Source organism: Stenotrophomonas sp. STEN087, from assembly GCF_056759115.1.
The window spans coordinates 1-13,514 of the sequence record NZ_JBRRCR010000100.1; the positions used below are offsets into that span (position 1 = coordinate 1).

Sequence of the window (13,514 nt, forward strand, 5' to 3'; positions counted from 1 at the left end):
GCTGGGGGGGTGTAGTTTGATAGCGCCCCCCCCTCCCCCTCGGTCCCGGCGGGCTCCCCCCGGGCGTGTGGCGCGGGGCGGTGCGCCGCCCGCCGTATTGCCCCGCCGCTACCCGTACCGGCCTACGGCCGGTACTGCGCCCGTGCGTTGGCGATCACGGCCTTCACCAGCTCGCGGTCGGTATGCCGGGAAATGGCGCGTGCGCCGAGGGCGATCGCCTGCGCGCGCAGGTCCGCGTTGACATCGTAGTGGGCGCCGCTGGCCTTGTTCTGGAAGGCCCGCGGCGGAATGCCGAGCTGCGCCGCCATCGCGTGCAGCTCGGCCAGGGTGTCGGCCATCAGGTGCGCCCAGCGCTGTCCGCGCCAGGGATGCACCGCGTCATCGACGTAGACCGCCACCGCCGCGGCCGGTTCAGGCCTGCGGCTTGCCGTCGGTGTCGGCGGCGTCGGCCGGAGCGGCCTCGGCGTCGGCAGCGGCTTCAACCACGTCGCCTTCAGCGGCGTCTTCGCCTTCTTCGGCCTGCTCGGTTTCGAACTCGGCGACCAGCTTGTCCAGGTACTCGTCAGCGGTCTGGCCGGCTTCGGCAGCCAGCGTGTCCAGCAGCTTCTGCATCAGCTCGGAATATTCCAGGTTGACCGTGCGGCCTTCCTTTTCCTGCACGTTGGACAGGTGCTTGAGCATGGCCAGCATCGGCACCGGGTTGTCGGCGTTGCCCATGGTCTGGCCGCCGATGGCCAGCAGCCACTCGCGGCCCTGCAGGCCGATGGCAGCCACGGCCTGGCCGTCTTCGTTGGTCAGCACGGCGTGGTTCTGCACCTGCTGCTGGGCATTCAGGCGCAGGAACGGACGCTTGGCCTGATGCTTCTTGCGCTTGTCGCGCTTGGCCTTGGAGTTCTGGGACATGGGGTGGGGTCACCTGGAAAGGAAAGACCGCCATTGTACTGGGTGCCGCGCGGCGGAGGCCGGTCAGGGGTCAGAGCCCTTTCCGGGGGAAAGGGATCCGACCCCGGCTCAGGGTGCTACCGCCGGCGGCGCGGCCTCACCCTGCGCGGCCTGCACATCCGGGTCGGCCACGGCGGCCGACAGCCCCACCTGCGGGCCGGCGCCGGCCAGGGCGGCTTCTTCGGCGGCCTTGGTCATCACCACGATGCTGATGCGGCGGTTGATCGGGTTCTGCGGATCGGCCTTGTCGAACAGCACCGAGGAGGACAGGCCGACCACGCGGGTGATCTTGCTGTCGTCCATGCCGCCATCGACCAGCGCACGGCGCGCGGCGTTGGCGCGGTCGGCGCTCAGTTCCCAGTTGCCATAGCCGCGCGCGGCCGAATAGGCGGTGATATCGGTGTGGCCGGTCAGGCTGATCCGGTTCGGCACGTGGTTCAGGTACTCGGCCAGCTCGTGCAGGATCTGCTGGGTGTAGGGCTTCAGCGTGGCGCTGCCGAGGTCGAACATCGGCCGGTTCTGCTTGTCCACGATCTGGATGCGCAGGCCTTCCGGGGTCAGGTCCAGCAGCAGCTGGTCCTTGAACGGCTCCAGCGCCTGGCTCTTGCTGATCGCTTCCTGCAGCTCCTTCATCAGCGCTTCCAGCTGCTGCTTGTCGCGCTGGTGCTGGTCCACCGGCTGCGGTATCGCTTCCTTCTGGTTCTGGAAGGGATCATTGCTGTTGCCGCGGGAGACGTCGGTGGCGCCGCCCAGCTTGATCATCGAGGTGCTGGCGCCGCCGGGGCCGGCCATGCCGGGTGCGGGCGTGGGGCTCTGCCCGGCCAGCGGGCTGGGGTTGCGGAAGTACTCGGAAATCGCCGCGCGCTCGGGCTTGCTGGTGCTGGCCATCAGCCACAGCACCAAGAAGAAGGCCATCATCGCAGTCACGAAGTCGGCGTAGGCCACTTTCCACGAGCCGCCGTGATGGGCGGCGTGGCCGCCTTTCTTCACCCGGCGGACGATGACGGTGGGCTTGTTCTCGGCCATGGCTTACTTGACCGTCTTCAGGTGCTGCTCGAAATCGGAGAACGCCGGGCGCACGTTCGACGGCAGGGTCTTGCGGGCGAATTCCAGGGCGATCTTCGGGTTGTAGCCGCGCAGGCAGGCCAGCAGGGCGGTCTTGACCGATTCGTAGATGCGGCTGTCCTGCTCGGCACGGGCTACCATCGCCGAGGCCATCGGACCGATGAAACCGTAGCCCAGCAGGATGCCGAGGAAGGTGCCGACCAGGGCGCCTGCCACGTGGCCACCGACCTCGACGATGTCGCCGCCGATCGAGCCCATGGTGATGACGATGCCCAGCACCGCCGCCACGATGCCGAAACCGGGCAGTCCGTCGGCCACCTTGTTCATCACCTGCGAGGGCGCCAGCGCTTCGGCGTGGTGCTTTTCCAGCTCCAGCTCCAGCAGCGGCTCCAGTTCGTGCGGCTCGATGTTGCTGCCGATCATCAGGCGCAGGCAGTCGGTGATGAAGTCGATCAGGTGGTGGTCGGCCTGCACCTTCGGGTAGTTGGCGAACAGGGCGCTCTCGGCGGGGCGCTCGACGTGGTCTTCCAGCGACATGAAGCCTTCGCGGCGGGCCTTGTTCAGCAGTTCATAGAGCAGGCTGAGGACGTCGATGTAGTCCTGCTGCTTGTAGCGCGGGCCCTTGAACACGCCGATCGCCGCCTGCAGCGTCTGCTTGACCGTCTTGGCCGGGGTGCCGACCAGGAACGCACCGACGGCCGCGCCGCCGATGATGACCAGTTCGTAAGGCTGCCAGAGGGCACCCAGGCGACCGTGGGCGCCCAGGTAGCCGCCGAGGACGCTGATGATGACGACCAGGAATCCAACGATGATGAGCATGGCGCGACGCAAGGAGAGGGGATATCTCCTTGTCGGCCTGACACCGGTGTTTCTGAAGAGGGAATTCTGTGAAGTCGGTCAGCGGGGGTGATCAGCCCGCCGTTCCGGCCTCGGCGCCTTCACGCTGCAGGGGATTGGGCCACGGCTCGCCGTTGCCGACGAAGGAAAGTGAGACCGAGTTCAGGCAGTGGCGCTCGAAGGTGGGCGGCGGGCCATCCGGGAACACGTGGCCCAGATGGCTGCCGCAGCGGGCGCAGGTGATCTCGGTGCGGACCATGCCGTGGCTGGTGTCGCGGATCTCGGTCACGTGCGCCGGGTCGTAGGGCGCGAAGAAGCTGGGCCAGCCGGTGCCTGAATCGAACTTGGTGCTGGAGCGGAACAGCGGCAGCGCGCACAGGCGGCAGCAGTAGACGCCCTCGCGCTTGTTGTCGAGGAACACGCCGCAGAACGGGGCCTCGGTGCCGTGCTGCAGCAGCACGCGGCGTTCCTCGGCGCTCAGGCCGGCCACCAGGGCGTCGGTCTGGGTGGCGGTGGGGGGCGTCAGGTCGAAAGCGCTCATGCCGGCTCCGTGGGGGTGTGGCCTGGGGATGCTGGCAAACGTGGGGGTGCGCGGCGGCCGTTGCAAGTGTGATGGCCATTCATGGCCGGCACACAGGCCCCGGCGCAAAGTCGAGTTCTCACACGAAGGAGCGTGCCATGACACCGCGTCTTGCCCTGTTGTTGACCGCCCTGCTGCCGCTGGCTGCCCAGGCCCAGGTGCCCACGTCCTCCAGCCCGACGGCCACGCGGAGCACGAACAGCGTGAACCCGCCCCCGGTCGCGCCGCAGGCGCCGCCGCCGCCCGCCAACCCGGCACTGCCGGTGCAGGTGCCGCGCCAGCCGGCGCAGCCGATCCGCTCGGCCGGCCCGGCGCAGGTGGCACCGGCATCGACGCCGGCCACGCGGGCACCAGACAAGGTGTACGACCGAAACGGCCGCATCGTGCCGGGGGTGAAGCCGGCGGGCCCCAACCGCGTGTTCGATTCGCGCACCGGCCGGTACTACGACAGCGTGCCGGCGGGCGACGGGCAGCAGATCAAACCGTGAAGTGCGCCGTGGTGGGCCTGAACCCACGAAAACGACGTCCTGCCGATCACTGTTTTTTCGCCTGCGATTAACCGCGCCGGGACCACCGTGGCCCTGCACCGGCAACCGCCGATGCATGTCCTTCGTCCACTGGATCGCGATCATGAAAAACCAGCAGAACCGTCATCCCGGCAAGGAGCAGCAGGGCCAGAGCCGCAGCCCGCAGCAGCAACAGCAGCAGATGGATGCGCAGCAGCCGCAGAAGGGCGGCAAGCAGCGGGAGCAGCGCCAGCAGGGGTCGCAGAAGCACCCGCAGCAGCGCTGACCGACGCCAGGGGTCGGATCCCGCGCAGCGGGCTCTGACCCCAAACCCGGCCCAGCCGCTCAATCCGCGATCGGCAGCGCCCAAGTCTCCTTCACTTCTTCCATCACGATGTAGCTCTTCGATTCACGCACATGCGGCAGGGTCAGCAGGGTGCTGCCCAGCAGCTTGCGGTAGCTGGCCATCTCGCTGATGCGCGCCTTCAGCAGGTAATCGAAATCGCCCGAGACCAGGTGGCACTCCAGCACGTTGGGCAGCTTCAGCGCCGCACGGCGGAATTCCTCGAAGATGTCGCCGGACTTGTAGGCCAGGCTGATCTCCACGAACACCAGCAGGCTGGCCTTCAGTGCCGCCGGGTCGAGGTGCGCGTGGTAGCCGGTGATGACCCCTTCGCGCTCCAGCCGGCGCACGCGCTCGGTGCAGGGGGTGGTCGACAGGCCGACCCGTTCACCCAGCTCGGTGAAGGAAATACGGCCCTCGGCCTGCAGGATGCGCAGGATCTTGCGGTCGATCTTGTCCAGCTCGCGCGGGCGTGTGGCCATGGCCGTCAACCTCCGGGGGTAAATCACAGGAAAACATCCTGCCTGTGATAGCTAAATCAGGCAAATCGTCTAGGAACGGAAGAATATACTTCCCCGATTATGCTCCCGGCGTGCTCAAACGCAGGGAATCATCGGGTTGGAGAGTTCCCATGCGAGTCCTCGTTCTCGGCAGCGGCGTGATCGGCACCACCAGTGCCTGGTACCTGCGGCAGGCCGGCTTTGAAGTCACGGTCATCGACCGCCAGCCCGGCCCCGCGCTGGAGACCAGCTTTGCCAACGCCGGCCAGCTGTCGTTCGGCTACACCTCGCCGTGGGCCGCCCCGGGCGTGCCGAAGAAGGCGATCGGCTGGCTGTTCGAGAAGCATGCGCCGCTGGCGATCAAGCCAGGCATGGACCTGGCCCAGTACCGCTGGCTGTGGCAGATGCTGCGCAACTGCACCCACGAGCGCTACGCCATCAACAAGGCGCGCATGGTGCGCATGTCCGAATACAGCCGCGACTGCCTGAACGAGCTGCGCGCGCAGATCGGCATCGAGTTCGAAGGCCGCGATCTCGGCACCACCCAGCTGTTCCGTACCCAGCAGCAGCTGGACGCCTCGGCGCAGGACATCGAGATCCTGGCCCAGTACGGCGTGCCGTACGAAGTGCTGGACCGCGCCGGCATCATCCAGGCCGAACCGGCCCTGGCCCACGTCGATGGCCTGGTAGGCGCGCTGCGCCTGCCGCGTGACCAGACCGGCGACTGCCAGCTGTTCACCCGCCGCCTGGCGCAGATGGCGGCCGACGCCGGCGTCGAGTTCCGCTATGACCAGGACATCAGCGGCCTGGAGTTCGATGGCGACCGCATCACCGGCGTGCGCATCGGCGGCCGGCTGGAAACCGCCGACCGCTTCGTGGTCGCGCTGGGCAGCTATTCGCCACAGATGGTGGCGCCGCTGGGCATGCGCCTGCCGGTGTACCCGCTGAAGGGCTATTCGCTGACCCTGCCGATCACCGACCCGGCGATGGCGCCGACTTCGACCATCCTGGACGAGAGCTACAAGGTGGCCGTGACCCGCTTCGACAACCGCATCCGCGTGGGCGGCATGGCCGAGGTGGCCGGTTTCGACCTGTCGCTGTCGCAGCGCCGCCGCGAGACCCTGGAACTGGTGGTGCGCGACCTGTACCCGAAGGGCGGCGACCTGGCCAAGGCCGATTTCTGGACCGGCCTGCGCCCGGCCACCCCGGACGGCACGCCGGTCATCGGCGCCACCCCGTTCCGCAACCTGTACCTCAACACCGGTCACGGCACGCTGGGCTGGACCATGGCCTGCGGCTCGGGCCGTTACCTGGCCGACCTGATGAGCGCGCGCCAGCCGCAGATCAGCACCGAGGGCCTGGATATCTTCCGCTACGGCCAGTATGGCCAGGCCCCGCAGCAGGAGAGCCGCGCATGCGTCCTGCCCGCGCGCTGATCGACCTGGGCGCGCTGCGCAGCAACTACCGGCTGGCCCGCGAACTGGGCGGCGGCAAGGCGCTGGCGGTGGTCAAGGCCGATGCCTATGGCCACGGCGCGGTGCGCTGCGCGCAGGCGCTGGAAGGCGAGGCCGATGGCTTCGCGGTGGCCACGATTGAAGAGGCGCTGGAACTGCGCCAGGCCGGCATCCGCGCGCCGATCCTGCTGCTGGAAGGCATCTTCGAGGCCAGCGAGCTGCCCCTGGTGGCCGAGCATGACCTGTGGTTCTCGGTGGGTTCGGCGTGGCAGCTGGAGGCGCTGGCCGCCTTCGACAGCCCGCGCCCGCTGACGGTGTGGCTGAAGCTGGACAGCGGCATGCACCGGCTGGGCCTGGACGTGGCCGGTTTCCGTGCTGCGCATGCGCGCCTGTCGGCGCTGCCGCAGGTGGAGCGCATCGTGATGATGACCCACCTGGCGCGTGCCGATGAGCTGGACAGCGAACGCACCCACGAACAGGCCGCTACCTTCAAGGCCGCCATCGACGGCCTGCAGGGCGAGACCAGCGTGTGCAACTCGCCGGCCCTGCTGGGCTGGCCGGACGTGCGCAGCGACTGGGTGCGGCCGGGCCTGATGCTGTACGGGGCCAACCCGCTGCCGGACGACACCACGCTGACCGCGCGCCTGCGCCCGGTGATGACCATGCAGTCGAAGGTGATCGCCGAGCGCTGGATCGATGCCGGTGAGCCGGTGGGCTATGGCGCCCGCTTCGTGGCCAAGGCCCGCACCCGCGTGGGCGTGGTCGCGCTGGGCTATGCCGACGGCTACCCGCAGTTCGCCCCGAACGGTACCCCGGTGCTGATCGATGGCCAGCCCGGCGGGCTGATCGGCCGCGTGTCGATGGACATGCTGACCGTGGACCTGACTGCGCATGCGCAGGCCGGCATCGGCAGCGTGGTGGAACTGTGGGGCGCGGCGCCGACCCTGGCCGAACTGGCCCCGCGCTGCGGTGTCAGTGCCTACCAGCTGCCGTGCGCGGTCAAGCGCGTGGCCCGGGTTTACCAGGAGTGAGGTGATGCCGGCCAGCGGCCGGCACTACCAGGATGCACGCGTCACGACCGCCGGGGGGGGGGCCGCGGGGCCTTGGGGGGGGGGGGGCCCCGCCCCGGCGGCCTTTGATCACCGCGCGGCGGTTGCCTGCGTGGTCAACTGGCGCTTCACCCAGTCATCGATCAGGCGCTTCTCGAAGCGCAGCGGGTCGCTGTCGCTGCGCAGCCCGATGTTGTGCAGGTAGCCGCTGTCGCTCAGCTTGGCCTCGCCTTCGTCGACGATGCGGCCGCTGGCGTCCTTCAGCGTGTACTGCAGGGTGATGCGCGGCGGGTAGATGTCGCGCATGATCCGGATGCCGTCGGCACGCGGGCCGTGCCACGGCTCGTAGTCGCCGGCGCGCTTGATGTCCACCAGGGTCACGTCGAGGGTCTGCCCCGGCTGCAGCGGCTTGGCTGCGGCAGTCCGCACGTAGCGGGCCAGCTGCTGCACCCAGTCGCCGCGCTGTGCCTCGAAGCGGTTGGTGCTGCGGCGGATCTCGGTGAAGGTGGCCGGATCGTCCCATTTCACGCTGACCGGACCATCGGCCTTCAGCGCCCGCGGTGCCTGCGGATCGGTGACAGTGCGTGGCGCAGCGGTGGCGCTGCCCACGACCAGGGCGCCTGCCAGCAGCAGGGCGGCGGAAAGCGAGCGGTTCATGGTGGTCTCCTGCGTCCCGTGATCGGGGCGGTGTCGGTTTACAGGTCGAGTGTGATCCTGCGGCCGGGCGCCAGCAATGGCCGATTGCGTCATATGCGACAGCAGTTGTCGCGAATTCATGGTCGTCAAGCCTGACTGACGTCGCTTGACGCTGTGAATACGCGCTCTGGAAGATGCTGTACCTCCACCCGGTCCGTCCCCCACGCCCTTGTCCACACTGCCGCCCCTCGCGGAGCGCCCGCCCTTGAAGGCGCCGGCGCCCGAACCCGACCTGCATCAGGGCGTGCTCGAGCACATCAATGCCGGCTTCTGCGTGATCCAGGTGCTGTTCGAAGGCGAGCAGGCCGTGGACTGTCGCTTCATCGAGGTCAACGATGCCTTCGAGCGCCACACCGGCCTGAAGGGGGCCCAGGGCAAGCGGATGACCGCGCTGGAGCCGCAGCACGAACGCGACTGGTTCCGCATTTACGGCGAAGTGGCACGCACCGGGCAACCGGCGCAGTTCGAGATGGATGCGCGCGCACTGGGTCGCTCGTTCGCGGTGGACGCCGTGCGCGTGGGCGAGCCGGGCGAGGACAAGGTCGGCATCCTGTTCTTCGACGTGACCGCGCGCAAGCAGATCGAAGTGGAGCTGGGCGAGAGCGAGGCGCGGTTCAGCGCGCTGGCCGATGGCTTGCCGATGCCGGTCTGGGTGCTGGACGAGCGCGGCCATGCCCGGTTCGTCAACAGCGCCTTCAGCGAATTCTTCGGCGGCGACGAAACCCGCGTGCCGGAAGATGTCTGGCGTGGCCTGGTGCATCCGGACGACGCCTCGGTGTTCGAATACGAGCTGCAGGAAGCGCTGACGGTGCAGCGCTCGATGCATGCGCTGGTGCGCGCGCGGCGGGCCGATGGCCAGTGGCGCTGGCTGGAAATGAACGCACGGCCGCGCTTCTCGCGCATGGGTCGCTTCATCGGCCTGGCTGGCAGCAGCCCGGACGTGACCGAGCGCCGCGAGATCGAACTGGCGCGCGAGGAGCTGCTGCAGTCCGAGCGCGCCGCGCGCAGTGCCGCGGAAAACATGGCGCGGCTGAAGGACGAGTTCCTGGCCACGCTGTCGCACGAGCTGCGCACGCCGCTGACCACCATTCTCGGCTGGAGCGAACTGCTGCTGCAGCGGGTGGACAACACCAGCCCGCTGTTCAAGGGCCTGAACGTGATCGCCAGCAGCGCCACGGCGCAGAAGCGCCTGATCTCGGACATGCTGGACCTGAGCAGCATGCTGCTGGGCAAGGTGCAGCTGGAAGTGGAAGTGCTGGACCTGCGCACGCAGCTGGGCGAAGCCCTGGGGGCACAGGAGCCGGTGGCCGAGGGCAAGGCGCTGGATGTCAGCCTGCAGCTGCCCGACCAGCCCTGCCTGGTGCTGGGCGATGCCACGCGCCTGCAGCAGGTGTTCTGGAACCTGCTGTCCAACGCCATCAAGTTCACCCCGGCCGAAGGCCGCATCGAGGCGCAGGTGCGTGCCGATGGCGGCTACTGGACGATCACCCTGCGCGACACCGGCGACGGCATCGCGCCGGAGTTCCTGCACCATCTGTTCAGCCGTTTCCGCCAGGCCGATGGCACCACCACCCGCCGCCATGGCGGCCTGGGCCTGGGCCTGGCCATCGTGCAGCAGCTGGTGGAGCTGCACGGCGGCACGATCAGCGCGGCCAGCGACGGCCATGGCCATGGCTCGACATTCACCGTGCGCCTGCCGCAGTACCTGCCCGATGCCGATCGCCGGCCGCTGCGCGAAGTGTTCAGCGGGCCGATCCTTGATCCGACCGTGGTCGAGCCGTATCCGCTGCGCGGCCTGCATGTGCTGGCCGTGGATGACCAGCCGGAAGTGCTGGAATACCTGCGGCGCATGCTGGAAGAGCAGGGCGCCAGTGTCTCGGCGGTTAGTTCGGCCGGTGAAGCGCTGGCCCTGCTGGCCGACAGCGGCCACCTGCAGTACCAGGTGATGCTGACCGACATCGGCATGCCGGGCATGGATGGCTATGGCCTGGTGCGCACGCTGCGCGAGGACATGGGCGTGGCGGCGACCGACCTGCCGGCGGTGGCGGTGACCGCGCTGGCGCGTGCCGACGACCGCCGCCGCGCGCTGGCCTCGGGTTTCCAGGAACACGTCGCCAAGCCGTACTCGGTGGCGCAGCTGGTTTCGGCCGTGCGCAGCGTGCAGCCGGAACGCCGTGGCGACGCATTGCACTGAGCACCCAGGAGGTTCACCGATGTCCCGTATTGCGCCCCGCATACACACCGATCCAGCGCAGATCGCCCGCTTGGAAGCCCTGTTGCCGCAGCTGGGGGGCGAATGGCAGGTGCAGCTGACCCTGCATGATGGCCGCCGCCTGCTGGGCACCGTGGCCGTGCGCCCGACGCTGCAGCAGTACCGCAATGAAGCGGGTGATGAGGGCAGCAACGGCCAGCTGCGCCTGGACGACTACGACAATCCGGTGCAGCAGCACCACGTCTGGCTGGATGAGATCGCCAGCGTCAGCCGGCTGCCGCCGAAGGCGCCGTCACAGGTCTGAAACGGTGGCGCTGGGCCATGCCCGGCGCCACCCCGCATCTCAATGCTCGAACACGGTCGGCGTCGCCTCGAACCGGCGCGCATAGGCGCGCTCGTCGGCCACGCGGGCCACTTCGTCGTCGGCCAGGTCCGGTGCCCCATAGACCGCATAGGCCACGCTGCCATCGGCGCCATGGCCGACCTGGTGCAGGCGGTAGCGCGAATGCCCACCACCGGTGTCCTCGGGGTAATGCACGGGCGGATGGCTGCCTTCCAGGTCCATCTCACTGTTGTCGACCACTCCACCGACGAACAAAGCGCGCATGCAGGTTCTCCTGGGGTTTGCTGGGGGAGCCTTTACCCTGAACGCTTCGATGTTGTCGGCGCATCAACAGCCCGTTGAACTTTCGCAAAGCGGCCCCCCGGGGCCGGCCCGGCGGGGGCGGTACAATGGACGGCCCTACGCTTGAAGTACCCGCGCCGATGGCCTCCAGCAACGACGCCCCCCTGCAGACCCTGCTCCTGCCGTTCAGCAACGGCACCCTGCACTGGCCCGACGGCCCGGTCGCCTTCCTCCGTGCCCGCGATGGCTGGCCGCTGCGCGAGATCGCCGGCAACCGCGAAGTGCACTGCGAGCAGAGCTTCGCCCCGTTTGCCGAGCCGCTGCAGCAGGCCGCCGGCTGGACCGTCAGCGGCCAGATCGACGATGCCGCCGGCAAGGGCCGCTACCCACTGGTGCTGGTGCTGCCGCCGCGCCAGCGTGAGGAAGCCCGCGCGCTGTTCGCCCGCGCCCTGGCCCTGGTGGCCGAGGGTGGCCGGATCGTCGCCTGCCAGTCCAACAATGAGGGCGCCCGCTCCGGCGAAGGCGACCTCAAGCAGCTGACCGGCCTCGGCGGCTGCCTGACCAAGAACCACTGTCGCGTGTACTGGACCGCGCCGCTGCAGGGCCAGCACGATGCCGACCTGGCCAAGCGCTGGAGCGCGCTGGACGCGGTGCGTCCGATCGTCGGCGGCCGCTTCCTCAGCCGCCCGGGCGTGTTCGCCTGGGACCGCATCGATCCGGCCTCGGCGCTGCTGGCCGAGCACCTGCCCGCCGACCTGGCCGGCCGTGCCGCCGATCTCGGTGCCGGCTACGGCTACCTGTCGCGCGAGCTGCTGGAGCGCTGCCCGAAGATCACCGCGCTGGACCTGTATGAAGCCGAGCAGCGTGCGCTGGCCCTGGCCGAACTGAACCTGGCACCGCCGCCGCGCGCGCTGCCGCTGCGCTTCCTGTGGCGCGACGTCACCGCCGGCGTCGAGCCGGGCTACGACGTCATCATCAGCAACCCGCCGTTCCACACGCCGTCGCGCGCCGACCGCCCCGACATCGGCCAGCGCTTCATCGCCGTGGCCGCGCAGGCGCTGCGCCCGGGTGGCCGCCTGTACGTGGTGGCCAACCGCCATCTGCCCTACGAGTACACGCTCAACGAGAGCTTCGGCGCCGTGCGTGTCATCGCCGAGCGCGATGGCTTCAAGCTGGTCGAGGCGGTGAAGGGGAAGGGCAAGTGAAGCTGGTCAAGCTGATTGCCAACCTGGGCTACGGCAGCCGCAAGCAGGTGCAGTGGATGTTCCGCGAGGGCCGCGTCACCGATGCCGACGGCGAAGTGCTGTACGCCGATGACCAGGTTCCGCACGAGGCGATCCGCGTTGATGGCGAGCCGCTGGACCCGCCAGTGGGCCTGTCGCTGGCGCTGTACAAGCCGGCCGGCTACACCTGCTCGACCAAGGATACCGGCCGCCTGATCTACGATCTGCTGCCGCCGCGCTTCCGCGACCGCGACCCGGTGCTGTCCACCGTCGGCCGCTTGGACCGCGAGACCAGCGGCCTGCTGCTGCTGACCGACGACGGTGGCCTGCTGCACCGGATCATCTCGCCGAAGTCGAAGCTGCCCAAGGTCTACGAAGTGGAACTGGCCGAAGACCTGCGCGGTGACGAAGTGGCGCAGTTCGCCAGCGGCACGCTGATGCTGGAAGCGGAGAAGACGCCCCTGCTGCCGGCTGAACTCGAGGTGCTGGGCCCGCGCAAGGCGCGCCTGGTGCTGCACGAAGGCCGCTACCATCAGGTACGCCGCATGTTCGCCGCCGTCGGCAACCACGTGCAGGCCCTGCACCGCAGCCGCGTCGGCGGCCTGGACCTGCAGGGGCTGGACGAAGGCCAATGGCGGATGCTGACCTCAACCGACCTGGACACCCTGTTCGCTCCATGACCTCCCTCGCTGCGCTGTCGTTCCTCCCGGATGCCGTCATCTTCGACATGGACGGCCTGATGATCGACAGCGAGCGGGTGTCGATCGCCTGCTGGAGCGAGGCGGCCGCCGAACTCGGGCTGCCGCTGGACGCGACGTTCTTCGTGCGCATGGTCGGCCTGGGTGACCGTGACAGCCAGGCGCTGCTGCGCGGGCAGGGCGTGTCGGACGCGATGATCGAGACGATGGCGGCACGCTGCCACGACCTCTACGAGGCGCGCACGCAGACCGGCCTGCCCTTGCGGCCGGGCATCCTGGAGCTGCTGGAACTGCTGAAGGCGCACGCCATTCCGCGTGCCGTGGCGACCACCACGCGGCAGCCGCGGGCCAACCGCAAGCTGGTTGCGGCCGGCCTGCTGCCGTACTTCGATGCGGTCATCACCAGTGGCGACGTGGCCCACCCGAAGCCGGCGCCGGACATCTACCTGCTGGCCGCACAGCGGCTGGGCAAGGCACCGGAACGCTGCCTGGCGCTGGAGGATTCACCGGCCGGCACGCGCGCCGCCGTGGCCGCGGGCATGACCGTGATCCAGGTACCGGACCTGGTGCATCCGGATGAAGAACTGCGCGCGCTGGGCCACCGCATCGTCGGCTCGCTGGTGGATGCCCACGCCCTGCTGGTGCCGCTGCTGCCGAGGTAACGGTAGGTGCCGACCACCGCCCTGGTGGGTGCCGACCGTTTGTCGGCACGCGTAACCCCGCCCCCCCGGCCAGGGCCCGCGGGTCCCGTGGTGGCGGCCCGGTGGCGGGCCCCCCGTCCACA

Annotated in this window: 17 protein-coding genes; 9 read left to right on the forward strand and 8 right to left on the reverse strand. The window is 69.1% G+C overall.

Going from position 1 to position 13,514, the window contains the following annotated elements; all coding sequences use genetic code 11:
* Nucleotides 1-122: 122 nt before the first annotated feature.
* The 5 genes from ACVOK1_RS18235 to msrB all read right to left on the reverse strand — a co-directional run bounded on the left by ACVOK1_RS18235 (nt 123) and on the right by msrB (nt 3,385).
* Nucleotides 123-398, reverse strand: a complete 276-nt coding sequence (locus tag ACVOK1_RS18235) for a DUF4031 domain-containing protein (protein WP_367381256.1) — start codon at nt 396-398, stop codon at nt 123-125.
* 13 nt (nt 399-411) lie between these two features.
* A complete protein-coding gene (locus ACVOK1_RS18240) occupies nt 412-903 on the reverse strand; it encodes a hypothetical protein (RefSeq protein WP_406233194.1) in 492 nt (163 codons plus the stop codon).
* Between the two features lie 108 nt (nt 904-1,011).
* Nucleotides 1,012-1,968: a flagellar motor protein MotB gene (gene motB, locus ACVOK1_RS18245; RefSeq protein ID WP_481562855.1), complete on the reverse strand. Its 957-nt coding sequence runs from the start codon at nt 1,966-1,968 to the stop codon at nt 1,012-1,014.
* Between the two features lie 3 nt (nt 1,969-1,971).
* A complete protein-coding gene (gene motA, locus ACVOK1_RS18250; RefSeq protein ID WP_481562856.1) occupies nt 1,972-2,826 on the reverse strand; it encodes a flagellar motor stator protein MotA in 855 nt (284 codons plus the stop codon).
* Between the two features lie 91 nt (nt 2,827-2,917).
* Nucleotides 2,918-3,385, reverse strand: a complete 468-nt coding sequence (msrB, locus tag ACVOK1_RS18255; RefSeq protein WP_108767599.1) for a peptide-methionine (R)-S-oxide reductase MsrB — start codon at nt 3,383-3,385, stop codon at nt 2,918-2,920.
* Between the two features lie 137 nt (nt 3,386-3,522).
* Between msrB and ACVOK1_RS18260 the strand changes: the two genes are divergently transcribed.
* Nucleotides 3,523-3,912 (forward strand): classical arabinogalactan protein 4, encoded by a 390-nt coding sequence (locus ACVOK1_RS18260; RefSeq protein ID WP_481562857.1) that lies wholly within the window; start codon nt 3,523-3,525, stop codon nt 3,910-3,912.
* Nucleotides 3,913-4,027: 115 nt separating this feature from the next.
* Entirely contained in the window at nt 4,028-4,216 is a 189-nt protein-coding gene (locus ACVOK1_RS18265) for a lana protein (RefSeq protein ID WP_481562858.1), read from the forward strand.
* A 59-nt stretch (nt 4,217-4,275) separates the two neighbouring features.
* On the opposite strand, the gene ACVOK1_RS18270 is transcribed toward ACVOK1_RS18265, so the two are convergent.
* Nucleotides 4,276-4,755, reverse strand: coding sequence for a winged helix-turn-helix transcriptional regulator (locus ACVOK1_RS18270; RefSeq protein WP_108766941.1), 480 nt, complete (start codon nt 4,753-4,755; stop codon nt 4,276-4,278).
* 149 nt (nt 4,756-4,904) lie between these two features.
* Between ACVOK1_RS18270 and ACVOK1_RS18275 the strand changes: the two genes are divergently transcribed.
* Both ACVOK1_RS18275 and alr read left to right on the forward strand, forming a co-directional pair.
* Nucleotides 4,905-6,209 carry a D-amino acid dehydrogenase gene (locus ACVOK1_RS18275; protein WP_313052355.1) on the forward strand — a complete coding sequence of 435 codons (1,305 nt, stop codon included), beginning with the start codon at nt 4,905-4,907 and terminating at the stop codon, nt 6,207-6,209.
* A complete protein-coding gene (gene alr, locus ACVOK1_RS18280) occupies nt 6,188-7,258 on the forward strand; it encodes an alanine racemase (RefSeq protein ID WP_481562859.1) in 1,071 nt (356 codons plus the stop codon). Before ACVOK1_RS18275 ends, alr begins: the two co-directional genes overlap by 22 nt.
* Before the next feature lie 108 nt (nt 7,259-7,366).
* Here alr and ACVOK1_RS18285 read toward each other — a convergent pair whose 3' ends face one another.
* Entirely contained in the window at nt 7,367-7,933 is a 567-nt protein-coding gene (locus tag ACVOK1_RS18285; RefSeq protein ID WP_481562860.1) for a DUF3016 domain-containing protein, read from the reverse strand.
* 208 nt (nt 7,934-8,141) lie between these two features.
* Here ACVOK1_RS18285 and ACVOK1_RS18290 point away from each other — a divergent pair, with 208 nt between their 5' ends.
* Nucleotides 8,142-10,166 (forward strand): PAS domain-containing hybrid sensor histidine kinase/response regulator, encoded by a 2,025-nt coding sequence (locus tag ACVOK1_RS18290; protein WP_481562861.1) that lies wholly within the window; start codon nt 8,142-8,144, stop codon nt 10,164-10,166.
* A gap of 19 nt (nt 10,167-10,185) precedes the next feature.
* Nucleotides 10,186-10,488 (forward strand): DUF3247 family protein, encoded by a 303-nt coding sequence (locus ACVOK1_RS18295; RefSeq protein WP_481562862.1) that lies wholly within the window; start codon nt 10,186-10,188, stop codon nt 10,486-10,488.
* Nucleotides 10,489-10,527: 39 nt separating this feature from the next.
* Here ACVOK1_RS18295 and ACVOK1_RS18300 read toward each other — a convergent pair whose 3' ends face one another.
* Nucleotides 10,528-10,791, reverse strand: coding sequence for a hypothetical protein (locus ACVOK1_RS18300; RefSeq protein WP_108767606.1), 264 nt, complete (start codon nt 10,789-10,791; stop codon nt 10,528-10,530).
* A 158-nt stretch (nt 10,792-10,949) separates the two neighbouring features.
* Here ACVOK1_RS18300 and ACVOK1_RS18305 point away from each other — a divergent pair, with 158 nt between their 5' ends.
* From ACVOK1_RS18305 to ACVOK1_RS18315, 3 genes are read left to right on the forward strand one after another with little or no spacing between them, the layout of a single operon-like run.
* Complete coding sequence (locus ACVOK1_RS18305; RefSeq protein WP_108767607.1) at nt 10,950-12,014, forward strand: class I SAM-dependent methyltransferase; 1,065 nt, start codon at nt 10,950-10,952, stop codon at nt 12,012-12,014.
* Complete coding sequence (locus ACVOK1_RS18310) at nt 12,011-12,712, forward strand: pseudouridine synthase (protein WP_108767608.1); 702 nt, start codon at nt 12,011-12,013, stop codon at nt 12,710-12,712. Before ACVOK1_RS18305 ends, ACVOK1_RS18310 begins: the two co-directional genes overlap by 4 nt.
* Nucleotides 12,709-13,392, forward strand: a complete 684-nt coding sequence (locus ACVOK1_RS18315; protein ID WP_481562863.1) for an HAD family hydrolase — start codon at nt 12,709-12,711, stop codon at nt 13,390-13,392. The genes ACVOK1_RS18310 and ACVOK1_RS18315 overlap by 4 nt, the downstream gene beginning before the upstream one ends.
* The last annotated feature ends 122 nt before the right edge of the window (nt 13,393-13,514 follow it).